At 69.7% G+C, this 22,841-nt stretch carries 18 protein-coding genes; 11 read left to right on the top strand and 7 right to left on the bottom strand.

Going from position 1 to position 22,841, the window contains the following annotated elements:
- Positions 1 to 42 precede the first annotated feature (42 nt).
- Positions 43 to 1,380 carry a 6-phospho-beta-glucosidase gene (locus ACFZDJ_RS24890; RefSeq protein WP_390929383.1) on the bottom strand — a complete coding sequence of 446 codons (1,338 nt, stop codon included), beginning with the start codon at positions 1,378 to 1,380 and terminating at the stop codon, positions 43 to 45.
- Positions 1,377 to 2,144, bottom strand: coding sequence for a DeoR/GlpR family DNA-binding transcription regulator (locus tag ACFZDJ_RS24885; protein ID WP_101402039.1), 768 nt, complete (start codon positions 2,142 to 2,144; stop codon positions 1,377 to 1,379). The genes ACFZDJ_RS24890 and ACFZDJ_RS24885 overlap by 4 nt, the downstream gene beginning before the upstream one ends.
- 126 nt (positions 2,145 to 2,270) lie before the next feature.
- On the opposite strand from ACFZDJ_RS24885, the gene ACFZDJ_RS24880 reads away from it, so the two are divergent.
- From ACFZDJ_RS24880 to ACFZDJ_RS24850, 7 genes are all read left to right on the top strand, one after another.
- Positions 2,271 to 3,308, top strand: coding sequence for a PfkB family carbohydrate kinase (locus ACFZDJ_RS24880; protein ID WP_390929385.1), 1,038 nt, complete (start codon positions 2,271 to 2,273; stop codon positions 3,306 to 3,308).
- A gap of 151 nt (positions 3,309 to 3,459) precedes the next feature.
- A complete protein-coding gene (locus tag ACFZDJ_RS24875; RefSeq protein ID WP_391061552.1) occupies positions 3,460 to 4,746 on the top strand; it encodes an extracellular solute-binding protein in 1,287 nt (428 codons plus the stop codon).
- The gene (locus ACFZDJ_RS24870; RefSeq protein WP_101402036.1) at positions 4,746 to 5,708 is read left to right on the top strand and encodes a carbohydrate ABC transporter permease; all 963 of its coding nucleotides are present in this window, start codon (positions 4,746 to 4,748) and stop codon (positions 5,706 to 5,708) included. Before ACFZDJ_RS24875 ends, ACFZDJ_RS24870 begins: the two co-directional genes overlap by 1 nt.
- Before the next feature lie 12 nt (positions 5,709 to 5,720).
- Positions 5,721 to 6,605, top strand: coding sequence for a carbohydrate ABC transporter permease (locus ACFZDJ_RS24865; RefSeq protein WP_384914146.1), 885 nt, complete (start codon positions 5,721 to 5,723; stop codon positions 6,603 to 6,605).
- Complete coding sequence (locus ACFZDJ_RS24860; RefSeq protein WP_391061549.1) at positions 6,605 to 9,523, top strand: glycoside hydrolase family 2 TIM barrel-domain containing protein; 2,919 nt, start codon at positions 6,605 to 6,607, stop codon at positions 9,521 to 9,523. The genes ACFZDJ_RS24865 and ACFZDJ_RS24860 overlap by 1 nt, the downstream gene beginning before the upstream one ends.
- Before the next feature lie 110 nt (positions 9,524 to 9,633).
- Positions 9,634 to 11,478: a LamG-like jellyroll fold domain-containing protein gene (locus ACFZDJ_RS24855; RefSeq protein WP_391061546.1), complete on the top strand. Its 1,845-nt coding sequence runs from the start codon at positions 9,634 to 9,636 to the stop codon at positions 11,476 to 11,478.
- A gap of 60 nt (positions 11,479 to 11,538) precedes the next feature.
- Positions 11,539 to 13,209 carry a histidinol-phosphatase gene (locus ACFZDJ_RS24850; protein WP_391061544.1) on the top strand — a complete coding sequence of 557 codons (1,671 nt, stop codon included), beginning with the start codon at positions 11,539 to 11,541 and terminating at the stop codon, positions 13,207 to 13,209.
- A gap of 26 nt (positions 13,210 to 13,235) precedes the next feature.
- Here ACFZDJ_RS24850 and ACFZDJ_RS24845 read toward each other — a convergent pair whose 3' ends face one another.
- The 4 genes from ACFZDJ_RS24845 to ACFZDJ_RS24830 are packed head-to-tail and all read right to left on the bottom strand — an operon-like array spanning position 13,236 to position 17,014.
- On the bottom strand, positions 13,236 to 13,691 hold the full coding sequence (locus ACFZDJ_RS24845; RefSeq protein ID WP_391061541.1) for a MaoC/PaaZ C-terminal domain-containing protein: 456 nt from the start codon (positions 13,689 to 13,691) through the stop codon (positions 13,236 to 13,238).
- 14 nt (positions 13,692 to 13,705) lie between these two features.
- A complete protein-coding gene (gene menE / locus ACFZDJ_RS24840) occupies positions 13,706 to 15,214 on the bottom strand; it encodes an o-succinylbenzoate--CoA ligase (RefSeq protein ID WP_390929396.1) in 1,509 nt (502 codons plus the stop codon).
- A 10-nt stretch (positions 15,215 to 15,224) separates the two neighbouring features.
- Positions 15,225 to 16,097, bottom strand: a complete 873-nt coding sequence (locus tag ACFZDJ_RS24835; RefSeq protein WP_101402029.1) for an amidohydrolase family protein — start codon at positions 16,095 to 16,097, stop codon at positions 15,225 to 15,227.
- Positions 16,097 to 17,014, bottom strand: a complete 918-nt coding sequence (locus tag ACFZDJ_RS24830; RefSeq protein ID WP_384914129.1) for an SDR family NAD(P)-dependent oxidoreductase — start codon at positions 17,012 to 17,014, stop codon at positions 16,097 to 16,099. The genes ACFZDJ_RS24835 and ACFZDJ_RS24830 overlap by 1 nt, the downstream gene beginning before the upstream one ends.
- 292 nt (positions 17,015 to 17,306) lie before the next feature.
- Here ACFZDJ_RS24830 and ACFZDJ_RS24825 point away from each other — a divergent pair, with 292 nt between their 5' ends.
- The 4 genes from ACFZDJ_RS24825 (at position 17,307) to ACFZDJ_RS24810 (ending at position 21,696) form a co-directional block, all read left to right on the top strand.
- Complete coding sequence (locus tag ACFZDJ_RS24825) at positions 17,307 to 17,735, top strand: MarR family transcriptional regulator (protein ID WP_390929401.1); 429 nt, start codon at positions 17,307 to 17,309, stop codon at positions 17,733 to 17,735.
- Positions 17,732 to 18,499, top strand: a complete 768-nt coding sequence (locus ACFZDJ_RS24820) for an IclR family transcriptional regulator C-terminal domain-containing protein (RefSeq protein ID WP_390929403.1) — start codon at positions 17,732 to 17,734, stop codon at positions 18,497 to 18,499. Before ACFZDJ_RS24825 ends, ACFZDJ_RS24820 begins: the two co-directional genes overlap by 4 nt.
- 346 nt (positions 18,500 to 18,845) lie before the next feature.
- On the top strand, positions 18,846 to 20,141 hold the full coding sequence (locus ACFZDJ_RS24815) for an Ig-like domain-containing protein (RefSeq protein ID WP_391061717.1): 1,296 nt from the start codon (positions 18,846 to 18,848) through the stop codon (positions 20,139 to 20,141).
- Positions 20,142 to 20,310: 169 nt separating this feature from the next.
- Positions 20,311 to 21,696 (top strand): glycoside hydrolase family 16 protein, encoded by a 1,386-nt coding sequence (locus tag ACFZDJ_RS24810; RefSeq protein ID WP_168497913.1) that lies wholly within the window; start codon positions 20,311 to 20,313, stop codon positions 21,694 to 21,696.
- A 124-nt stretch (positions 21,697 to 21,820) separates the two neighbouring features.
- Here the strand turns inward: ACFZDJ_RS24810 and ACFZDJ_RS24805 are convergent, their stop codons facing one another.
- Positions 21,821 to 22,732: an AraC family transcriptional regulator gene (locus ACFZDJ_RS24805; protein WP_384914117.1), complete on the bottom strand. Its 912-nt coding sequence runs from the start codon at positions 22,730 to 22,732 to the stop codon at positions 21,821 to 21,823.
- Positions 22,733 to 22,841 lie beyond the last annotated feature (109 nt).

Raw genomic sequence — 22,841 nt, 5'->3', positions numbered from 1 at the left:
GAGGTCTCCAGGAGCCAAGAAGCCAAGAAAGGGGGAAAGCGCTTACTTAAGGTACGCCAGGCCTGGGTGGACCGAGGTGTACCCCTCGACCAGACGACGGGCCACGTTCACGGAGTCGACGAGCGGGTGCAGGGCGAAGGCCTTCACGGCGGTCGCGCGCGAGCCGGACTCGGCCGCGGACAGGACCTCGCGCTCCACCGCCTTGACCGCGCAGACCAGTCCGCTGGCGTGGTCGGGCAGCGGGTCGACGGCGACCGGGTGGGCGCCGTTGGCGTCGACGAGGCAGGGCACCTCGATGACGGCCTCCGTGTCGAGGACGCCCAGCGTGCCGCGGTTGCGGACGTTGAGGATGAGCGTGGTGCGCTCGTCGCGGGCGATGGCCCGCATCAGGGCGAGCGCCACCTTCTCGTAGCCGCCGGAGAGGTCGTCGGCGTCGCGTTCGCCCGCGCCCGCCGCGTCCCGGTTCTCCGCCATGTAGGTGGCCTCGCGCTCGGCCCGCGTACGGTCCCAGGCACTCAGCGCGGCGGCGTCCGGGCGCTTCATCTCGGCGTAGAACTGTTCCTGCTGGTCGCGCAGGAACGCGCCGCGGGTCTTCTCCGCCTGCTGGTAGGCCCGGACGGCCTCCCGGTTGAAGTAGTAGTAGTGCAGGTATTCGTTCGGGACGGCGCCCAGGGACTGCAGCCACTCCACGCCGAAGAGCTTGCCCTCCTCGAAGGAGCCGAGCAGCTCGGGGTCGGCGAGCAGCCGCGGCAGTTCGTCGCGGCCCGCGACGCGCAGCCCGCGCACCCAGCCGAGGTGGTTGAGGCCGACATAGTCGATCCAGGCCTCGCGGGGGTTGGCACCCAGGACGGTGGCGATGCGGCGGCCGAGGCCGACCGGCGAGTCGCAGATGCCGATGACGCGGTCGCCGAGGTGGCGGGACATGGCCTCGGTGACCAGTCCGGCCGGGTTGGTGAAGTTGATGACCCAGGCGTCAGGGGCGAGCCGGGCCACCCGCCGGGCGATGTCGACGGCGACGGGGACCGTGCGCAGGCCGTACGCGATGCCGCCGGCGCCGACCGTCTCCTGGCCGAGGACGCCCTCCGCGAGTGCCACCCGTTCGTCGTCGGCACGTCCCTCCAGTCCGCCGACGCGGATCGCGGAGAAGATGAAGTCGGCGCCGCGCAGGGCGTCGTCGAGGTCGGTGGTGAAGGACACCTCGGGGGCGTCCGGCAGGTCCTTCGCCTGCTCGGCCAGCACCCGGGCGACGGCCGTGAGCCGCCCGGCGTCCACGTCATGCAGCACGACATGGGTGACGCGGCCCTCGGCGCGGTCCCCGAGGAGTGCCCCGTACACGAGCGGCACCCGGAATCCGCCGCCACCCAGAATCGTCAGCTTCACGCCGTTTCCGCCTTTCCTGTCACGACCACTTGCACGCCCGCTTCTTCCAGCGACGATCGCGTCGCCGGGTCCAGCGGGTCGTTCGTCACCACCACGTCCAGCTCCTCGGGGCCGCAGACCCGCGCCATCCCCGTACCCGGGAACTTCGCGCGGTCGGCGAGCAGGACGACCTTGTCGCCCGCCTCGATCATGGCCCGCTTGACCGGTACCTCGACGACGGTGGTGTCCATCACCTGCCCGCCGGGCCGTACCCCGCTGGTACCGAGGAACAGCCAGTCGGCGTGCAGTTGTCGCAGGTTGTCCTCGGTGAGGAAGCCGACCAGGGAGCGGTACTCACGGCGGACCATTCCGCCGAGCAGCACCAGCTCTATGTCCTCGTCGTCCACCAGCTCCTCGTAGACCACCAGGTTGCTGGTGATCACGGTGATCCGGCGGCCGTGCAACTGCCGGGCCAGCCGGTAGGCGGTGGTGCCGATGTCCAGCAGGACGGACTGGCCGTCCTGGACCATCGAGGCGGCGCGCGCCGCGATGACGTCCTTCTCGGCCACACGGACCTCGGCGACCTCGGCGAAGGGCTGGTCGCCCTCCTCCACGACCGCCCCGCCGTGCACCCGCGTGAGCAGGCCTTCCTCCTCCAGTTTCAGCAGGTCACGGCGGACCGTGGCGGGGCTCACGCCCAGCTGTTCGGAGAGATCGGTCACGGCTGCGGGCCCGCCGGAGCGCAGGGCCCGCAGGATGAGTTGATGTCGTCGCTCTGCCAGCACCCTGTGAACAGTACTCGTCATTCCCAATCATTTCCATGCTCAGTTCTGCTCGACTCTTGCCAAATTGGCCAGAGGCGCGCACGATCCTGTGCACCGCTTGCAGAGTTTTGACGAGAGGATGCGCTCGTGGGTGACGAACGGCCCGATGTGCTGCTGACCGGGCTGCTCTTCTACGACCTCGTCCTCACCGGACTGGGGAAGCCGCCGACGGCCGGCGAGGAGATCTGGACCGAGGGCATGGGCGTGAGCCCCGGCGGCATCGCCAACCTGGCGGTCGCGGCCTCGCGCTTCGGTCTGCGCACCTCCCTGGCCACGGTCTTCGGCGACGACTATTACGGTGCGTACTGCCGTGAGGTCCTCGCCGACCAGGAGGGCATCGACCTCTCCCTGTCCCGCACCGCGGACGGCTGGCACACTCCCGTCACCGTCTCGCTGGCCCACGGCAACGACCGGGCCCTGGTCACCCACGGCCAGGAACCGCCGTACTCGCAGGACGAGCTGATGGGCGACCCGCCCGAGGCGCGCACCGCCCTTGTGCACATCGAGGCCGAGCCGCGCGCCTGGCTCGCCAAGGCCGCCGCGGCCGGCACGCAGATCTACGCGGACGTCGGCTGGGACCCCACACAACAGTGGTCCCGCGACCTCCTCGACCAGCTCTCCCTGTGCCACGCCTTCCTCCCGAACGAGACGGAGGCGACGGCATACACGCGCACCGAGAGCGCGGTCGCGGCTCTGGGCACACTGACCGAGCTGGTGCCGGTCGCCGTGGTCACCCGGGGCGGCGACGGCGCGGTCGCGGTGGACCAGACGACGGGCGAGTACGCGGAGGTGCCCGCCCTCCCCGTCGACGTCCTGGACGCGACGGGTGCCGGAGACGTCTTCGGCGCGAGCTTCGTCGCCGCCTCGCTCGGCGGCTGGCCGCTGGAGGAACGGCTGCGCTTCGCGGTACTGGCCGCGGGTCTGTCCGTACAGCGGCACGGCGGTGCGCTCGCCGCACCCGGCTGGTACGGCGTCCACCGCTGGTGGCAGTCGCTCGAAGACCGTGAACTGCGGCGTGCGTACGGCTTCCTGGCCGACCGCCTCCCGGCGGACCCGGGCCCGCCCGTCCGCCCCGCCCCCGTGACCCCGCCCGACGCCACACGTCGGCCGGGCGCACCCCGATGACCCCACGCGCAACACCCCGCAAGACCCCCCGCATGACACGCACGACCCCACGCATCGCAACTCGAAACACCCCTCGCACGACCCCTTGCAAGACCCCACGTAACACCCCACGTACGCGAAGACCGAAAAGAACCGAAAGGCGGTGGGAGCTGTGCGGCTCTCACGAAGGGGCCTGCTGCGCGCCGGCCTGGCCGGTACGGCCGCCACGGCGCTGGGCGGCCTGGCAACCGGCTGCGGCGTTCCGACCGGCTCGACCGGGCGCAACATGGTCCTGTGGTACTGGAGCGGCGGGCTGAGCCCGAAGGTCGTCCAGGATGCCAAGACCCGCTACGACAGCGCGGTGAACCTGCAGGCCATCCAGATCGGCGGCTACTACCGCTCGAAGCTGATGACCACGATGACCGGACGGGCCCACATCCCGGACATCGCCGGGCTCAAGGGCGAGGACATGGCCTCGTATCTGCCCAACTCCGACCAGTTCGTGGACCTGCGCACGCTCGGCGCCGAGAAGCTCAAGGACCAGTACCTGCCCTGGAAGTGGGACCAGGGCATCGCTCCGGACGGTTCGATGGTGGGCTTCCCGATCGACTGCGGTCCGGTCGCGCACTACTACCAGCCCGCCGTCTTCCAGAAGGCCGGACTGCCGTACGAGCCCAAGGACGTCTCCAGGGAACTGGCCACCTGGGACGAGTTCTTCGCGGCCGGCGAGCAGCTGAAGAAGCGCCTCCCCGGCACGTTCATCCTGACCGACGCCCTCAGCGTCTTCGGCATCTCGGTCAACCAGACGACCAAGCGGTTCGTCGACAAGGACCGGCACTTCATCGGCGACCAGGAGCATGTACGCACCGCCTGGGACCGTTCCGTCGAGGCCACCCGTCGCGGACTGGTCTCGAAGATCATCAACGGTACGGCCGACAACACCTCGGCCACCGAGCGGGGTCTGCTCCCCAGCCAGCTGAACGCCTCCTGGGCGGCCGGCGACATCAAGCTCAACGTGCCGAAGACCAAGGGCAAATGGCGGGTGGCCGCGTGTCCGGGCGGTCCCTCGAACATCGGCGGCTCGTTCCTCGCGATCACCAAGGCGTGCCGGGAGCCCGAGAAGGCCTTCGAGATGATCACCTGGATGCTCGACGCGAGCAACCAGGCCCAGGGCTTCGTCGACTCGGTGCTTTTCCCCTCGACCCCGGCGTCGTACGCGATGAAGAAGCTGCGCGAACCCGACGCCTTCTTCGGCGACCAGGTCACCATGGACGTCTTCGGTCCGGCGGCGCAGAACATCCCGGTCGCCTTCAACAGCCCGTACGACATCGCGCTGAGCACTCCGATCAACGACGAGCTGCGGAACTTCTCCGTCCTCGGCAAGGACCCGGACAAGGCCTGGAGGGACGCCATGAGCAAGTGCCGGCGCATCGCGGACCACCTGGGGGTGAGTTACTGATGGCTACCGCACCCGTGGTCGACACGCCCCGCGCGGCCCTCGCCGAGACCCCCGTCACCCACCCCAAGAAGGGCATCCTCAGCTACTGGCGGCTGTACGCCGCGATCTCCCCCTTCTATCTGCTGTTCCTCGCCTTCGGTCTGATACCGGTCGGCTTCTCCCTCTATCTGTCGTTCCACCGCTGGGACGGCCTCGGCTCGATGGAGTTCGCGGGGCTCTCGCAGTACCGCTATCTGCTGTCGGACACCCAGTTCTGGACCTCGATCGGGAACACGATCATCATCTGGGCGCTGGCCACCTTCCCGATGATCTTCCTGGCGATGGTCACGGCCGTGATGCTCAACTCGGCCGTCCGCTTCAAGAACCTCTACCGCTTCGCCTACTTCCTGCCGAACGTCACCTCGATCGTCGCGGTCGCGATCATCTTCGGCTCGGTCTTCTCCACCAACTTCGGCCTGGTCAACGCGTTCTTGCAGGCGATCGGCCTGGACCAGGTGGCCTGGTTGAACACACCGTGGGGCATCAAGGTCGCCATCGCCACGCTGATGACCTGGCAGTGGACCGGCTACAACGCGATCATCTTCCTCGCGGGGCTCCAGACGATCCCGGGCGAGCTGTACGAGGCGGCGCGGATGGACGGCGCCGGGCCCATCCAGACCTTCTTCCGGATCACGCTGCCGCTGATGCGTCCGGTACTGCTGTTCGTGCTCATCATCTCGACGGTCACGGGCCTGCAGACGTTCTCCGAACCGCAGGTGCTGCTGCAGACCACGGACAACAACTCGTCGTTCGCGGGCGGTCCCGGCCACTCCGGCCAGACCATGGTCCTCTACTTCTTCCAGCAGACCTTCGACAACAACGACTTCGGTTACGGCGCCGCCGTGGCCTGGGGCATCTTCCTCGTCGTCATCATCTTCTCGATCATCAACTGGCGCCTGGTGCAGCGCCGGGGCGAAGACTAGGGAGGCCCCACCATGGCAATCCTCAAGGGTTCATCGGCCTCCACGAAGGGGGCGGGGCGCAGGTCGACCATCAAGGGGTCACAGCGCCGGGGCATAGGCCTCCACCTCTCCCTGATCATCGGTCTGCTGCTCTCGGTCTTCCCGTTCTACTGGGCCGTGATCATGTCGACGCACTCGTCGACGGAGATCTTCTCCTACCCGCCGAAGCTGCTGCCCGGCTCGCACTTCCTCGAGAACGTCCGCAACCTCTTCGACAACGTCGACTTCTTCGGGTCGATGTTCAACTCGCTGCTGGTCGCGTGCTCGGTGACCGTCCTGGTCCTGTTCTTCGACTCGCTGGCCGCGTTCGTGTTCGCCAAGTTCCAGTTCCCGGGCCGCCGGGTGCTGTTCGCGCTGATGATGGTGATCTTCATGGTCCCGGCGCAGCTCCAGGCGATCCCGCAGTTCGTGATCATGGCGAAGCTGGGCTGGATCGGCTCGATGACCGCGCTGATCGTCCCGGCGGCGGCCAACGCGTTCGGCATCTTCTGGATGCGCCAGTACATGAAGAGCGCGATCCACGACGAGCTGATCGACGCCTCGAAGCTGGACGGGGCGGGCTTCCTGCGCCAGTACTGGCACGTGGCGCTCCCGGTGGTCCGGCCGGGCCTCGCCTTCCTCGGCATCTTCACCTTCATGGGCCAGTGGAACGACTACGCCTGGCCGCTGATCGCCCTCACCAACCCGGACAACGTGACCCTCCAGGTCGCGCTCTCCCAGCTGAACGGTGTCCACGGCACCACCGACTACGGAATGGTCATGACCGGCGCGCTCCTCGCCCTCATCCCGCTGCTGATCGTCTTCGCGATCGGCGCCAAGCAGATCATCGCGGATCTCGGCAAGGGGGCCATCCGCTGATGACGGACCCGCTGCTCGCGCTCCGCCCCTGGGAGTCACCTGAGGTGACCTCCTGGGGGCGGTTGCCCATGAACGCCGTCGACCGCCGGGCCGGTGCCCTCTCGCTGGACGGCTCCTGGCGCTTCCAGCTGCTGCCCACGCCCACCTCGGCCCCCGGTCTCGCCTGGTCCTCGCTCCAGGTGCCCGGCTCCTGGACCACCCAGGACACCGACGATCTGCCGCAGTACACCAACTTCATGATGCCCTGGGGCGAGTTCCCGCCCACCTCGCCGGACGCGAATCCGACGGGCGTGTACGAGCGTGAGGTGGACGTCCCCGCCGAGTGGGCCGGCCGCCGGATCGTGCTCCAGGTCGGCGCCGCCGAGAGCGTGCTGCTGGTCCATGTGGACGGGCGGCCGGTCGGCGTGTCCAAGGACTCGCACCTCGCGGCCGAGTTCGACCTCTCCGACGTCGTACGGCCCGCAGAGCGCGCCTCGCTCCGGCTCACCGTCGTCAAATGGTCGGACGCCTCGCACCTCGAGGACCAGGACCAGTGGTGGCACGCCGGGATCACCCGCTCGGTGCTGCTGTACGCGACCGATCCGCTGCGGCTGGCCGACGTGACCGTACGGGCCCGGTGCGACGGCGGGCTGCGGGTCGACTGCCAGGTGCGGGACGCTGGGGGCGCGCTGCCGGAGGGCTGGTACGTCACCGGGGAGCTGGACGGCCACCTGCTCACCCAGGACGCCGAGTACGAGCGCTTCAAGGAGGAGGACGGCCGGGTCTCCGACTTTCTCGGCGAGGCCCGGCTCACCACGGTCGTCGAGGGCGTCCGCGCCTGGACCGCGGAGACGCCCGAGCTGTACGACCTGACCGTACGACTGCACCGCGCCGACGGCTCGGTCGCCGACACCTCGCACCACCGCGTGGGCTTCCGCGAGGTCGAGATCCGCGGCCGGGACCTGCTGCTCAACGGCGAGCGGGTCTACCTCCGGGGCGTCAACCGGCACGACTTCCACCCGCTGACGGGCCGGACGGTGTCGTACGACGACATGCGCGCGGATCTGGTGACGCTGAAGCGCTTCGGTTTCAACGCGATCCGTGCCGCCCACTACCCCAATGACCCCTCCCTGCTCGACCTCGCGGACGAGCTGGGCTTCTACGTCGTGGACGAGGCGAACATCGAGGCGCACGACCACGCGCACGAGATCGCCGACGACCCCCGCTACCTCGGCGCCTTCGTGGACCGCGTCTCCCGTATGGTCCTGCGCGACAAGAACCACCCCTCGGTGATCATCTGGTCGCTGGGCAACGAGTCCGACTACGGCGCGGGCCACGACGCCGCCGCGGGCTGGGTGCGCCGCCACGACCCGAGCCGACCCCTTCAGTACGAGGGCGCGGCCAAGCTCGGCTGGGCCGATCCGAAGGTCGCCTCCGACATCGCCTGTCCCATGTACGCGCCGATTGAGGACTGTGTCGCGCACGCCCTCTCCGGGGAGCAGACCAAGCCGCTCATCCAGTGCGAGTACTCGCACGCCATGGGCAACAGCAACGGCACGCTGGCCGACCACTGGGCCGCCATCGAGTCAACCCCAGGGCTTCAGGGCGGTTTCATCTGGGAGTTCTGGGACCACGGCATTCTTCAACGCGTGAACGACGGAAGACCGGCCGGGCGCGGTGGCGCCGGGCTGTATGACAACGGTGTCGCCGCGCCGGGCCACCGCTGGGCCTACGGCGGCGACTTCGGCGAGACGATCCACGACGGCGCCTTCATCGCCGACGGGGTCGTCTTCCCCGACCGCACGCCCAAGCCGGTGATGTACGAGCACCGGGAGATCGCGGCGCCGGTGCGCCTCGCGTACATCGGGGGCGAGCTGCGGCTCACCAACCACCAGCACTTCCGGGGCCTTGAGTGGCTGACCGCCGAGTGGGAGCTGTCGCTCGCCCAGGGCGGCACGCTGACGGCTCCGGCCGAGCTGCCCGACGTACGGGCGGGCGCATCGGTGGCCGTGCCGATGCCGTTCACGTTGCCGGAGGACGGCGGCGAGGCCTGGCTGACGCTGCGGGTGACCACCGCGGACGAGGAGGCGTGGGCACCGCGCGGCACGGAGGTGTGTGTGCCGCAGGTACGGCTCAGGGCGGCCACCCCCGTGGATCCGGTCGCGCTGACGGACTCCCCCGTCGAGGTCGACGAGGACGGGCTGCTCGTCCATCCGCTGCTCACCGCGGCCCCTGTGCTGTCGCTGTGGCGGACACCCACCGACAACGACGAGCTCGGCGGCATGGCGGTGCGCTGGCGGGCCTGGGGGCTCGACGCGCTGGAGCGCAAGCTCGTCGATGTACGCAGCGAGAGCGGAAGCGTCACGGTGGTCGCCGAGTACGCGACCCTGGCGGGCGCTGTTCGTCACGAGCAGGTGTTCACCCGTGTCGAGGGCGGGGTGCGGATCGAGGAGAGGGCGCAGCTGCCGGCCGCGCTCGACGACGTACCGCGGGTGGGCTCGGTCTTCGAGACGGTCGCCGGGCTCGATGTCCTGGAGTGGTACGGGCAGGGCCCCTGGGAGTCCTACCCGGACCGGAGCGCAGGCGCGCCGGTGGGCCACCACTCCCTCCCCGTGGACGAGTTGTTCACCCCCTATCTGCGTCCGCAGGAGAGCGGCGGGCGGCACGGTGTACGCCGCTTCACGCTCTCGGCGCCCGACGCCACGGGCTTCGCGGTCGCGCTCGACGCACCGCGCCAGGTGACCGTGACCCGCTACCGGGCGGCGGACCTGGCGGCCGCCACCCATCACGACGAGCTGGTGCCGCGGCCCGGCTGCGTGGTGCATCTCGACGCCGCGCACCGGGGGGTGGGCACGGCCTCGTGCGGGTCCGACACCTCGGCCGGCTATCTCGTCCCGGCCGGCACCCACCGCTGGTCCTGGACGCTGCGCGTGCTCTGACCCGCGCGCGGCGCGCCGCCCGTCCCACCGGCTCGACCCGCTCGACCCGACTCGACGGTCGACCTGACTCGAACTCCTCACCGACCTTTTCGCACCTTCATGGAGCAGACGTGTGTACTTCGCATGACCAGGCGACGGAAGCCGGGCAGGCCGGCGCCGGCAGACGCAACTTCCTGCGGGCCACGGCCCTGATCGGCGCGGCGGCCACCACCTCGGTGGCCCTGCCCGCGGTGACGGCACAGGCGGCGACCCGTGAGGCGAACTGGCGGCCCGACGCCGACAGCCGCCGCTTCACGCTCGCCGTCATGCCCGACACGCAGTACCTCTTCGACGGGCCGAGCATCAACCCCGCGCCGATCGAGGCCTCGCTGCGCTATCTCCTGGAGCACGGCAAGGACGAGAACATCGTCTTCCTCTCGCACCTGGGCGACCTCACCGAGAACGGGGCGCAGCCCGAATTCGCCGCCGCGGGCGAGGCCTTCGAGCTGCTCGACCGGCGCGGCGTCGGCTACAGCGTGCTCGCAGGCAACCACGACATCAAGTCGTCCATGACCGACCAGCGGGGCGCGAGCCCGTACCTGGACGTCTTCGGCCCGCAGCGCTTCCAGGGCAAGCGCACCTTCGGCGGCGCCTCACCGGACGGCTACAACACCTTCCACCTGTTCCGGGCGGCGGGCATGGAGTGGCTCGTCCTCGCGCTGGACTGGCGGCTGTCGGCGAAGGGCTACGCATGGGCGAAGGACGTCATGGCCCAGCACCCGAAGACGCCCGTCATCCTCACGACGCACGAGCTGGTCGTGGACGACGACACCCTGTCCTCGTACGGGCAGCAGCTCTGGGACCAGCTGATCCACGACCACGACCAGATCTTCCTGACCCTGAACGGGCACTACTGGCCCGCCGCCCGCGCCACCCGCACCAACGCGGCCGGCAACGACGTCCACCTCCACCTGACGAACTATCAGAACCGTTACTACGGCGGTGCGGCGATGATCCGCCTCTACCGCTTCGACCTCGACCGCAACACCATCGACGTCGAGACCATCTCGCCGTGGATCCTGGGCCGGGCGGCCAAGGGCCTCAACGAGCTGGAGCGGCAGGAGATCGAACTCAGCGGCGACGCCGACCGGTTCTCGGTCGCCCTCGACTTCGAGAAGCGCTTCTCGGGCTTCGCGCCGGTGCCCGCCCGCTCGTCACGGCCGGTGTCCGAGATGCTGGTCCGGGGCACGGTCGCGTACTGGCGCTTCGACGGACACGCGGACGGTACGGCGGCCGAGGGCACAGTCCGTGACCGGTCCGGGCACGGCAACGACCTGACCGTGGTCAAGGTCGGCGACGGCGCACTCACCTGGTCGTCCGCCCACCACCCCGACCAGCCCGGCCACGGCAGCCTCTTCTTCCAGGGCGGCAAGCCCCCGCTGAAGGGCGCGTATCTGCGTACGGTCGGCGGCGCGCCCCTCAACTCGGCGACCTTCGATCGCGGCTACACCATCGAGGCCTTCTACCAGGTCCCCGCCGACTGGGATCCCTCGCACAACGCGTGGGCCTCGCTGATCAGCCGCACCGGCACGGGGAGAGGCGCGGGCAAGACCGCCGACGACCCGGACGAGCCGCTCGCCACGCTCTCCCTGTTCGAAGGGCCCGGCCCGCAGTGGGCCGTCCGGCCGCTCAACCAGCCGGTAATCGTCACCAACTGGGGCGACGAGACGGCCCGCGAGCAGTGGTGGCACGTCGCCGTCGTCAACGACGGCTCACACACCACGATGTACGTCCAGGGCTGCCCGGTCGCCCGCAACCCGCACACCGTCGCCATCGGCCTCACCTCGCTCGGGCTGCCCTGGCTGCTCGGCGGTTACGAGTACGCGGGCAGGATCGACCAGATCCTGTACGGACGGCTCGGCGACGTACGGATCGTCGAACGGGCGCTGTCCGTCTCGCAGTTCATGAACCACTGAGCCGTCTCGGCCACCGGTGACCCCGAAGACCTTGTGACTCCTCGAGGGAGAACTTCCGTTATGTCCGAGCAGCAACTGCCCGCCTGGGCCGATCCATCCGTCTCCCCCGCCGCGCTGGACCCGCAGGGCGTGTCACGGCGCGGGCTGCTGCGCAGCGCCGGCCTGTTCGGGGCAGCCTTCGCGGTCGGCTCGCTCGCCACGCCCGCGACGGCCGACTCCCGGCGCCTCGGCGGCGACGACCCGCGCCTCGCCTATCTCGTCGGCGACCACCACATCCACTCCGTGTACAGCCACGACGCGAAGTACACGTTCTCCCAACTGGCCCAGGCGAGCGCGAAGTACGGCCTGGACTGGATGGTCTTCAACGAGCACTCCAACTTCGGGCACGCCAACTACGGCGCCCAGCTGGAACACCAGGAGATCCTGAAGGCGCGCGCCGAGAACCCGCGTCAGCTGATCTTCCAGGGTCTGGAGTGGTACATACCGGGCGCCGAGCACGCCACGGTCTTCGCGGCGCCCGGCCGGCACGAGGTGGACCTGCTCACCCAGTTCGAACTCGCCTACGACGGCAAGCTGCTGGGCTACACGGCGGGCTCCCCGGCCAACCCCGACACGGCCCGCAACGAGGCCCACGCGGTCAAGGCCATCAAGTGGCTCGCCGAGCAGCGCCGCACCGGTTACGTCGACGACGTGCTCGTCCTGGCCAACCACCCCACGCGCCTGGGCATCGACTCCCCGCACGAGATACGGAACTGGCGGGACGCGGCGCCCGAGATCATGATCGGCATGGAGGGCGCGCCCGGCGCCCAGGGCGGCGGCATCCCCGGCTGGGTCGGCTCGGGCCAGCAGCGCGGCGAGTACACCAACAAGCCGTCCGAGAACTCCTTCGCGGGCTACCCGGAGAACGCCTACGTCCTGTACGGCGGCTTCGACTGGATGACGGCGACCGTCGGCGGCATGTGGGACGCGATGCTCGCCGAGGGCAGGCTGTTCACCATCACCACCAACTCCGATGTGCACCGCGTCGTCTTCGACACCTGGAAGAACGGCGACTGGGCGCCCGGGCAGAACTTCGACAACACCGGGCACATCCCCGACCCGGTCAACACCGACTCCCAGCAGCCGGGCGGCGACTTCTGGCCCGGCCAGTTCAGCCGCACCCACGTGGGCGTGACCCGCTACGGCTACCGCGCCGTGATGGCGGGCCTGCGCGCGGGCCGCGTCTGGCTCGACCACGGGCACCTGCTCGACGGGCTCGACGTCCGGGTGAAGCGGGACTGCGACCACGGTGCGGGCGTGACCATGGGCGGCCGGATCCGCGTCCGCAAGGGCGAGAAGCTCACCCTGTCGGTCACCGTGACGACCGCCTCGCGCGCCAACCCCCATGGAATCCTGCCGGAGTTGGCGCACGTCGACGTGATCCGCGGCGCGGTGCGCGGCCCGGCCGCCGACCGCGACGACTGGCGCGCGCCCGACACCAAGGTCGTCCGCACGGTGGACGTGAGCGGACGCAAGGGCACGTACACCCTGCGCATCCCGCTGGTCGCCGGTGACGAGTCCTTCTACGTACGGCTGCGCGGCAGCGACGGCAACCGCAACGGTACGGGCTACCTGGGCGCCTCGATCGACCCGCGCGGCCCGATTCCGCACGTGCCCGGAAACGGTGACCCGTGGGTCGACACCTGGTTCTACGCGAACCCCGTGTTCGTCGACGTGGTGGGCGGCCGGTAGGGAGAACACCCGTCCGACGTGGACCGTCAGGCGTAGAAGCGCGACAGGCTCTGGAGGACGGCGGCGGGCTTCCCGCCGCCGTCGATCTCTATCGTCCCGTCGACGGCGATCTGCACCCCGCCGGGCACGTCCTCGACCGAGGCGAGCCTCGCGACCAGCCGGATGCGCGAGCCGACCTTCACCGGGGCGGGGAAACGCACCTTGTTCAGACCGTAGTTGACCTTCGTCGACACACCCTCGACCTCCAGCAGCTCGGTGAAGAGCGGGATGAAGAGGGAGAGGGTCAGATAGCCGTGCGCGATGGGCGCGCCGAAGGGGCCCTCGGCCGCCCGCTGCGGGTCGACGTGGATCCACTGGTGGTCGCCGGTGGCGTCGGCGAAGGTGTTGATCCGCTCCTGGGTGACCTCGATCCACTCGCTGGTGCCGAGGTCGCCGCCGGCGAGCTTCTTGAGCTCGTCGAGACCGTTCACGGTGATGCTCATGTGTACTTCCCTGCTTACGAGTCGGTGGTGCCGTATCGCGTACGGACACGGGCCTTGAGGAGCTTTCCGGAGGCGGTGCGCGGGAGTTCGTCCACGACGACCACCGACTTCGGGATCTTGTACTTGGCGAGGCGTCCCGCGAGCGAGGCGAGCACCTCGTCCGGGTCGAGCTCGACGCCCTCGCGGGGGACGACGACCGCGCGAGGCACCTCGCCCCACTTGTCGTCGGCGACACCGATGACGGCACACTCGACGATGCCGGGGTGGCCGAGGAGCAGGTCCTCGATCTCGGCGGGGTAGATGTTCTCGCCGCCTGAGATGATCATGTCCTTGATGCGGTCGACGATGAAGACATAGCCGTCCTCGTCGACCCGAGCGGCGTCCCCGCTGCGGAACCAGCCGTCGGCGAACACCGCGGCCGTCTCGTCGGGCAGCCCCCAGTAGCCGGGCATGACGTGCGGCCCGCGGACGACCACCTCGCCGGTCTCCCCGATGTCGACCGGCGTGAAGTCGGGCCGTACGACCCGCACATCGCTGAAGAAGTGCGGCACGCCCGCCGAGCCCGCCTTGCCGACCGCGTGTTCCGCGTCCAGGAAGAGGGTGCCGGGCGAGGCCTCGGTCATGCCGTAGCCCTGGAGGAAGGTGAGCCCGCGCTCCTGGTAGGCGGCGATGAGCCGGGTCGGTACGGGTGAGCCGCCGCAGGTGAGGATGCGCAACGAGGACAGGTCGGCGTCGGCCCACCGGGGATGCCGGGCCACCTGGTCGAACATGGTCGGCACCCCGAACATGAAGGTGATCCGGCGCCGTTCGATCAGGTCGAGGGTGGCCGCCGGGTCGAAGGACTCGACCAGGACACAGGTGCCGCCCTTGAGCAGCACCGGCAGCGTCAGCATGTTCAGCCCGGCCGTGTGGAACAACGGGGCGGAGACCAGGGCGCGTTCGTCGGCGGTCAGGTCGTGGTCGACGAGGACGTTGACCGCGTTCCAGATCAGATTTCCGTGGGTGAGCATCGCGCCCTTGGGGCGGCCCGTCGTGCCCGAGGTGTACATGATGATGCACATGTCGTCGGCGGTGACGGGCTGGTCGATCGGTTCCTCGGCGGCTTGGTCGATCAACTCCTCGTACCGGGAGCCGACTTCGACGAACGTCCCAACGTGCGCGTTGCCCGGCAGCCCCGCGACGAGTCCGGCCGTCGAGGGCGCGTACACGAGGACCTTGGCGCCCGAGTCGCTGAGCTGGTAGGCGATCTCGGGTCCGGCGAGGCGAGGGTTGAGCGGCACGAAGACCGCGCCGAGCGTGCCCGCCGCGAAGAGGGTTTCGAGGTAGGAGGGGTGGTTGGGGCCGAGATAGGCGATGCGGTCGCCGCGGCGCAGGCCGCGCGCGCGCAGCGCGTGGGCGAGACGAGTGGTGCGGGCGTACAGCTCGGCATAACTGACGGTGGTGTCGCCGTGGATCAGGGCGGTGCGGTGCGGGGTCTTGCGGGCCCGGCGTGCGGGCCACGACCCCAGTCCCTCATTGCGCATCTGTGGCCCCTTACGGTGTCAGCCCGAGCAGCCGGGCGGCGTTCTCCTTGAGGATCTTCGGCTTGACCTCGTCCTTGATCGTCAGCTTGTCGAAGTCGGCGAGCCAGCGGTCGGGGGTGAGGACGGGGTAGTCGGAGCCGAAGAGCACCTTGTCCTTGAGCAGCGTGTTGGCGTACTGCACGAGTTGCGGCGGGAAGTACTTGGGCGACCAGCCGGACAGGTCGATGTGCACACCCGGCTTGTGGGTGGCGACGGCCAGCGCCTCGTCCTGCCAGGGGAAGGAGGGGTGCGCCAGAATGATCTTGAGGTGCGGGAAGTCGGCTGCCACGTCGTCCACGTGCAGGGGGTTGGAGTACTTCAGCCGGATGCCGCCGCCGCCCGGAACCCCGGCCCCGATCCCCGTCTGCCCGGTGTGGAAGAGGGCGATGGTGCCGGTCTCCTCGATCACCTCGTACAGCTCGTACGCCACCGACCTGTCGTTGGGGAAGAAGCCCTGGATGCTGGGGTGGAACTTGAAGCCCTTCACCCCGTACTCCTCGACCAGCCGGCGGGCCTGCTTGACGCCCGCCCTGCCGCGGAAGGGGTCGATGGAGGCGAAGGGGATCAGCACGTCCGGGTTCGCGGCGGCGGCCTCGGCCACCTCCTCGTTCGGGACGGGCGCGGTGCCGGTGGCGGACTCGGCGTCCACCGTGAAGATCACGGCGGCCATCTTCCGCTCGCGGTAGTAGGCGGCCGTCTCCTCCAGGGTGGGCTTCCGCTTGCCCTCGACCTTGAAGTAGGCGCTGGAGGCTTCGTGCAGATCGTCGTCGAGCGAGGCGTGGCCCTTCGAGGACACCTCCGCGTGGGTGTGGACGTCGATCGCGACGAGTTCGTTCAGGTCCATCACGCCTCCGGAAGCTTCGGCGCGGGGATCCCGACGGTCTGCGGCTCGGCGCCGACCGACGTGGCCCAGGCGTCGGCCAGGGTGTCGGGGGTCCAGCCGCCGTCCGCGTACGCCGCCCTGACCTCCTGCGGGTGCGACCAGAGTGCCACCTTGTCACCGCCGATGCCGATGGCCTGGCCGGTGACACCGCGGGCGGCGTCCGAGGCGAGGAACGGGACGAGGGCGGCGCAGTCCTCGGGGGTGCCGAAGCCCTCGCCCTTGCGGAGGAAGTCGGGCAGCGGCTCGCCGTTCCTCATGGCCTCGACGTACGGGGCGAACGCGGGGATGGTCTCGGTCATCGCGGTGGCGGCGACCGGCACGATCGCGTTGACGGTGATGCCCGCGCGGCCCAGCTCCATCGACCAGGTACGGGCCATGGCGGCGATGCCCGCCTTCGCGGCGGCGTAGTTCGTCTGGCCGAAGTTCCCGCGCTGCCCGGCCGGCGAGCCGACCAGGATCAGGGAGCCGCCCTCGCCCTGCTCGCGCATGCGCACGGCGGCGGCGCGGGCACAGGTGAAGGTGCCCTTCAGATGCGTGGTGATCACCGCGTCGAAGTCCTCGTCGGTCATCTTCCACAGCACCTTGTCACGCAGGATGCCCGCGTTGGTGACCAGGATGTCGAGCCGTCCGAACTCCTCCACCGCACGGGCGACGAGCCGGTCGGCCGCCTCGGTGGTGCCGACCGGGACCACCTCCGCCACGGCCTTGCCGCCGGCGGCGGTGATGGACTTCACGGCCTGCTCGGCCACGGCCTCGTCGACGTCGTTGACGACCACGCGGGCGCCGACGGCCGCGAGGGCGTGCGCGTAGGCCAGGCCGAGGCCACGGCCGCTGCCGGTGACGACGGCCACCTTGCCGGTGAGATCGATGCTGGGCACGAGGGGGTCCCTTCGACGCTGAGGGTCCAAAGCGCGGCGTGCGATGCCGAGCTGCGGCTACGAGATCGAAGCTAAGGACAATAATTGTTGACGTCAATAGTTGTTGCCGACTCATCCGTGCGGCATGCTGTGCGGAGTACGGCGCGATGCTGTACGCAGTACGGCATGCCGTACCCGGCACGAAGGAACCGCCCCGCCCGGGGCCCGGCCCAGGGAGCCCGTCATCACAGGCCAGCAGCACGCCACCAGCCCGGCCACCGGCCCCGCCCCCATCGACGCCCAGGAGCCGTGGATGCGCGGACTGCACGCCGACACCGGCTATCTGCTGTACCGGCTGGGCCTTCGCTCCGGGCAGCTGTTCAACACCTTCCTCCAGGAGTCGGGGCTGCGGCTGCGTCACTACGCGCTGCTGCGCTTCCTGGCCACCTCCGAGGGCGCGCTCCAGCGGGAGCTGAGCTCGCGGCTCGGCTACGACCCGAGCGCGATCGTCGGACTCGTCGACGACCTGGAGAAGCTCGGTTTCGCCGAGCGCCGCCCGTCGCCGGACGACCGCCGCAGCCGGATCGTCGTGCTCACGGACGACGGCCGGGCGTTCCTGCGCGACACGGACGAGGCGGGCCTGCGCGTCACGAACCACCTGCTCCAGCCGCTCGCCCCCGCCGAGCGGGACACCCTGCACACGCTCCTGCAACGGGTCGCGGAAGCCGAACTGGACTCATGACCACACTGTCCGCGCCCGACCGTCTGCTCGCCGTGCTCGCCGCCTTCGACCACCGGCACCCGGCACTCTCCCTGACGGACATCAGCCGCCGGGCCGGACTCACCCTCACCACCGCACACCGGCTGGTGGGCGCCCTCACCGACTGGGGCGCGCTGGAGCGGGACGCGGACGGCGTCTACCACGTGGGCCTGCGCCTCTGGGAGATCGCGGCCCTCGCACCCCGTGGCCTGGCCCTCCGCCAGATCGCGCTGCCGTACCTGGAGGACCTGTACGAGGCCACGCACGAGAACGTGCAGATGGCGGTCCGCGACGGCGCCGAGGTCGTCTACATCGAGTGGATCTCCGGACGCTCCGCGGTCGGTGTACGCATCCAGGTGGGCGCCCGCTGGCCCCTGCACGCGACGGGCGTGGGCCTCGCGCTGCTGGCCCACGGCGATTCCGCGTCCCAAGAGGCGTACTGTTCAGGGCCGTTGGCCGCGTTCACCCCGCACACCCTCACCGACGGGGCCCGCCTGCGCCGCGCGCTCGCCGAAGTCCGCCGCACCGGCGTGGCGGTGAGCAGTCGTCAGGTCACCGACGACGCCCTGTCGGTCGCCGCTCCGGTGCGCGGCGCGGGCGGCACGGTGGTCGCGGCGGTCTCCGTCGTGGTCCCCGAACACGAAGCCCAGGTACCGGCGTTGATTCCGGCGGTACGGCTGGCGGCGCGGGGGATCTCCCGCGCCCTGGGGTGGCAGCCGCAGACACGGGCCGAGCCGGGCACCTGAGGCTCCCGGGGCGCGGCCCCGCCCCGCGGCGACGGGTCCGCCGCGGAGGTTCAGCCGCCGGCCGGCTTCCCCCGCAGCCAGTCGACGACGACCTTCGGCCGACGTGACCCATGTATCGCGTGACCGCGAGTCCGGCTCCACCCGCCGTACCGCGCCGACCGGGCTCGTCGGTGGTGCCGGGGCCCTGCCGGCCGCCGACCGCACCCCGTCGGACGCGGAGCCCGCATTGCCGTACGCCGTTCCTTCAGGCCGATTCTCAGGTCCTCCTCACGCAAGTCTCAGACGGAAGACCCAGGTTTCAAAGAATCGCCCCAGGAAAGCGGCACAGGATGCACCAGCAGGCGTGATGGTCATCCAAGAAAGGCGTGCCGTGGGCTTCGCGAAGAATTCGAACCGGTCCGAGCGGCGGACGGCGAACCGGTCCGAGCGGCAGGCCTGGTCGCGGCGCGGGGTGCTGGCCGCACTCGGCGCCGTGCCGACCGCGGGCATCCTCGCGGGCTGCAGCGGCTCGGCGGACGCCTCGGAGGGAACGGACGCGAAGGCGGGGGCGACAGCCGGCGCGAGCACAAAAGCCGAGGTCAAGACCCCGACCGTGACCGTCACCCCGGCCGACGGCACGAAGAAGGCCGGTTTCACGGACCCGGTCGAGGTCACCGTCAGCAACGGCACCCTCGCGAGCGTCGAGGTCAGCGGAAACGACGGCTCCACCCTGGCCGGATCCTTCAATGACGCCCGTACGAAATGGACGTCCACGAAAAACCCCTACTCGGGCACCAAATACACGGTCACGGCCACACCGAAGGGCGCCGCCGCGCAGAGCGCGAGCTTCGTCACGAAGCAGCCCTCGGACACGTTCGTGGGCTATTTCACGCCCGAGGCGAATTCGACCTCCGGCGTCGGCATGCCCGTGTCGATCAACTTCACCGAGGCCGTGAAGGACCGGGCCGCCGTGGAAAAGGCGATCACGGTGACGGCGGAGCCCGCGGTCGAGGTGGTCGGCCACTGGTTCAGCGACACACGGCTCGACTTCCGGCCCGAGGAGTACTGGGCCGCGGGCACGAAGATCACGCTGAGCCTGCGCCTGAAGGACGTCGAGGGTACGACCGGCGTCTACGGCACCCAGTCCAAGGACGTCACCTTCCACATCGGCCGCCGTCAGATCAGCACGGTCGACCTGGCGAAGAAGACCATGACCGTCGAGCGCGACAACTCCACCCTCGCCACCTACCCGGTGAGCGGCGGCGACGCCGACCACACCACCTGGTCCGGGATCATGGTGATCAGCGAGCGGTTCAAGCAGACCCGGATGGAGTCCTCGACCGTCGGGCTCGGCGACGAGTACGACATCTCGGACGTCCCGCACGCCCAGCGCCTGACCACCTCCGGCACCTTCATCCACGGCAACTACTGGGCCTCGACCTCGGTGTTCGGCTCCGCCAACACCAGCCACGGATGTGTCGGTCTGCACGACGCCAAGGGCGCGGACGACAGCTCCGTGCCGGGCTACAAGTTCTACGCCAGTTCGATGCTCGGCGATGTCGTCGTCGTCAAGAACTCGGGCGAGAAGACCGTCGAGGCGGCCAACGGCCTCAACGGCTGGAACCTGTCCTGGTCGGACTGGAAGACGGGGAGCGCCCTCTAGGGGCCCCTGCATCCCACTCTTCATTGCATGAACTCCCGTACAGGGAAAGGAGTTTCTCGGCTTTACCTCTTGACGCTCGGAGTGACAGAGAGCACATTGGCCGCGCACCTTGCTTGAGAGCGCTCTCAGCAGCACCCGCGCACCCCCACTCCGTACCGAAGAGGCATTCATGAGTGAACCCTCCGGCACACCTGTCAGACGCGGCCCCCTGCGGCGCGTCATCCTGGCAGCGGTCGGCACACTGTCCCTTGCCGTGGCCGCGGTCCTCCCCGCGAACGCGTCCGCACCCACTCCCCCGGCCGGCTGGTCCCAGGTCTTCGTCGACGACTTCAACGGGGCGGCCGGCTCCGGCGTCAACACCTCCAACTGGCAGTACGACACCGGCACCAGCTATCCGGGCGGCGCCGCCAACTGGGGCACCGGCGAGGTCGAGACGATGACCTCAAGCACCAACAACGTGGCACTCGACGGCAACGGCAACCTTTTGATCACCCCGCGCCGGGACGCCTCAGGCAACTGGACCTCGGGCCGTATCGAGACCACCCGCACCGATTTCCAGCCGCCCGCGGGCGGCAAACTCCGTGTCGAGGCGCGCCTCCAGATGCCGAACGTGACCGGCGCCGCCGCCAAGGGCTACTGGCCCGCCTTCTGGACGCTGGGCGCGCCGTATCGCGGCAACTACCAGAACTGGCCGAGCGTCGGCGAGCTGGACATCATGGAGAACGTCCAGGGCCTCAACACCGAGTGGGCCACCATGCACTGCGGCACCAACCCGGGCGGCCCGTGCAACGAGACCAGCGGCATCGGCGGCAACACCCCGTGCGCCGGCACCACCTGTCAGGCCGGCTTCCACACCTACGCCATGGAGTGGGACCGCTCGACGAGCCCCGAGGAGATCCGCTTCTACCTCGACGGCGTCAACTTCCACACGGTCAAGGCGAACCAGGTCGACGCGACCACCTGGGCGAACGCCACCAACCACGGCTATTTCGTCATCCTGAACGTGGCGATGGGCGGCGGATTCCCCGACGCGTTCGGCGGCGGTCCGGACAGCGGCACCGAGCCCGGCCACCCGCTGGTCGTGGACTACGTCCAGGTGCTGCAGGCCAGTGGGAGCGGTACCACACCGCCTCCGACCGGCAACCGTGACGCCTACAGCGCCATCCAGGCCGAGTCGTACGACAGCCAGTCGGGCACCAGCACCGAGACCACCACGGACACCGGGGGCGGCCAAGACATCGGCTCGCTCGCAAGCGGTGACTGGGCGCTCTACAAGGGCGTCAACTTCGGCTCCACGGCGGCCACACAGTTCTACGCGCGGGTCGCGAGCGGTGCGGCGAGCGGGGTCAGCGGTCTGGTCGAGGTGCGCCTCGACAGCCGTACGAGCACCCCCATCGGCAGTTTCGCGGTGGGCAACACCGGCGGCTGGCAGAGCTGGCGGACGGTCCCGGCCAACATCACCGGCGTCACCGGCACCCATGACGTCTATCTGACCTTCACCAGCGGCCAGCCGGCCGACTTCGTGAACGTCAACTGGTTCGACTTCGGCCACTGACGAGGAGGTTCCCCGGCGAGCGGTACGAGGAGCGAAGGGGCGGGCCCGCGGGCCCGCCCCTTTTCTTCGGCACGGACCCCTTCTCGTCTTCTCTTCGGCACGGACCCTTCTCGTCGGGACGGACTCAGCGCAGCTCCGCCCGGAACACCACCGGGCTCGTCCCCGTGTGCTGGTGGAAGAACTTGGAGAAGTTCGCCGAGTCGGGGAAGCCCACGGCGACGCCGATGCGGCCGATGGGCATCTCGGTGTGGGCCAGCAGCCGTTTGGCCTCCAGGACCACCCGCTTGTCGATGAATCCCTTCGGGGTCTCACCGGTGGCCGCGCGCACCGCGCGGACCAGGGTGCGGCGGGAGTAGCCGAGGGCGTCGGCGTACGCGCTGACGCTGTGGTTGGTGGCGAAGTCCTTCTCGACCGCGTCCCGGAAGCGCGTGAAGGTGGTGTCGGTCTGCTCGCGGGCCGCTTCGGCGGAGCTGGCCGCGAGATGGGCGAGGCGCAGCAGGAAGGCGGTGAGGGAGTGCCGCAGCACCGCGGTGTGCAGACTGAGCGGCAGCGTGGTGGTGTCGACGTACTCGCGTTCCAGTTGGGTGAGCGAGTGCTCCAGGGCGGCCAGTTGGGCGGCGCCGGGGCGCAGCAGCGGCGGCTGGTCGTAGCGGTAGAGACCGGTCGCCTCGACGGTCGCGCGTGGCAGGAAGCCGGGCTGCATGATCAGGACGGTGCCGCGATAGCGGTCGGTGCGGGAGAAACGGTGCACCTGACCGGGGCGGATCCACAGGATGTCGCCCGCGGACGCCTCGTACTCGGCGAAGTCGATCATGTGTCTGACCGGGCCCTCGTGAAAGAGCATCACGACGTGGAAGTCGATCCGGTGCACGCGTTCCAGCGGGGCGTCCGCGTGCCAGATGCGCCCGGTCCCCATCGCGCCGACCTGCATACCGACGCCGGACAGGCTCAGATCGACCGGGAAGGGGAAGGTCCTGATCCCGTCCTGGGTCCCGCCTTCGCCCCCTGCACCGCCTTGGGTGGTTCTGTCTGCCATATCCCTCTCGCGTCGACTCGCTACCGCACTCCGTGTCCCACTTTCACCGAAGGCTGACACACGGGCACCTTTCCCGGCAAAAGTCAGACTTTTAGTTTTGAAGGCGTTC

Source organism: Streptomyces sp. NPDC007896, from assembly GCF_042959425.1.
GTDB lineage: Bacteria > Actinomycetota > Actinomycetes > Streptomycetales > Streptomycetaceae > Streptomyces.
The sequence above is the reverse complement of the archived record's forward strand: the minus strand, read 5'-3'. Positions and strand labels throughout refer to the sequence as shown.

Bases quoted from the DNA above. Each gene is read 5' to 3' on its own strand.
- ACFZDJ_RS24870 (WP_101402036.1), top strand. From the start codon at position 4,746: ATGGCTACCGCACCCGTGGTCGACACGCCCCGCGCGGCCCTCGCCGAG.
- ACFZDJ_RS24865 (WP_384914146.1), top strand. From the start codon at position 5,721: ATGGCAATCCTCAAGGGTTCATCGGCCTCCACGAAGGGGGCGGGGCGC.
- ACFZDJ_RS24860 (WP_391061549.1), top strand. From the start codon at position 6,605: ATGACGGACCCGCTGCTCGCGCTCCGCCCCTGGGAGTCACCTGAGGTG.
- ACFZDJ_RS24850 (WP_391061544.1), top strand. From the start codon at position 11,539: ATGTCCGAGCAGCAACTGCCCGCCTGGGCCGATCCATCCGTCTCCCCC.
- ACFZDJ_RS24845 (WP_391061541.1), bottom strand. From the start codon at position 13,691: ATGAGCATCACCGTGAACGGTCTCGACGAGCTCAAGAAGCTCGCCGGC.
- menE (WP_390929396.1), bottom strand. From the start codon at position 15,214: ATGCGCAATGAGGGACTGGGGTCGTGGCCCGCACGCCGGGCCCGCAAG.
- ACFZDJ_RS24835 (WP_101402029.1), bottom strand. From the start codon at position 16,097: ATGGACCTGAACGAACTCGTCGCGATCGACGTCCACACCCACGCGGAG.
- ACFZDJ_RS24825 (WP_390929401.1), top strand. From the start codon at position 17,307: ATGCGCGGACTGCACGCCGACACCGGCTATCTGCTGTACCGGCTGGGC.
- ACFZDJ_RS24820 (WP_390929403.1), top strand. From the start codon at position 17,732: ATGACCACACTGTCCGCGCCCGACCGTCTGCTCGCCGTGCTCGCCGCC.
- ACFZDJ_RS24815 (WP_391061717.1), top strand. From the start codon at position 18,846: ATGGTCATCCAAGAAAGGCGTGCCGTGGGCTTCGCGAAGAATTCGAAC.
- ACFZDJ_RS24810 (WP_168497913.1), top strand. From the start codon at position 20,311: ATGAGTGAACCCTCCGGCACACCTGTCAGACGCGGCCCCCTGCGGCGC.
- ACFZDJ_RS24805 (WP_384914117.1), bottom strand. From the start codon at position 22,732: ATGGCAGACAGAACCACCCAAGGCGGTGCAGGGGGCGAAGGCGGGACC.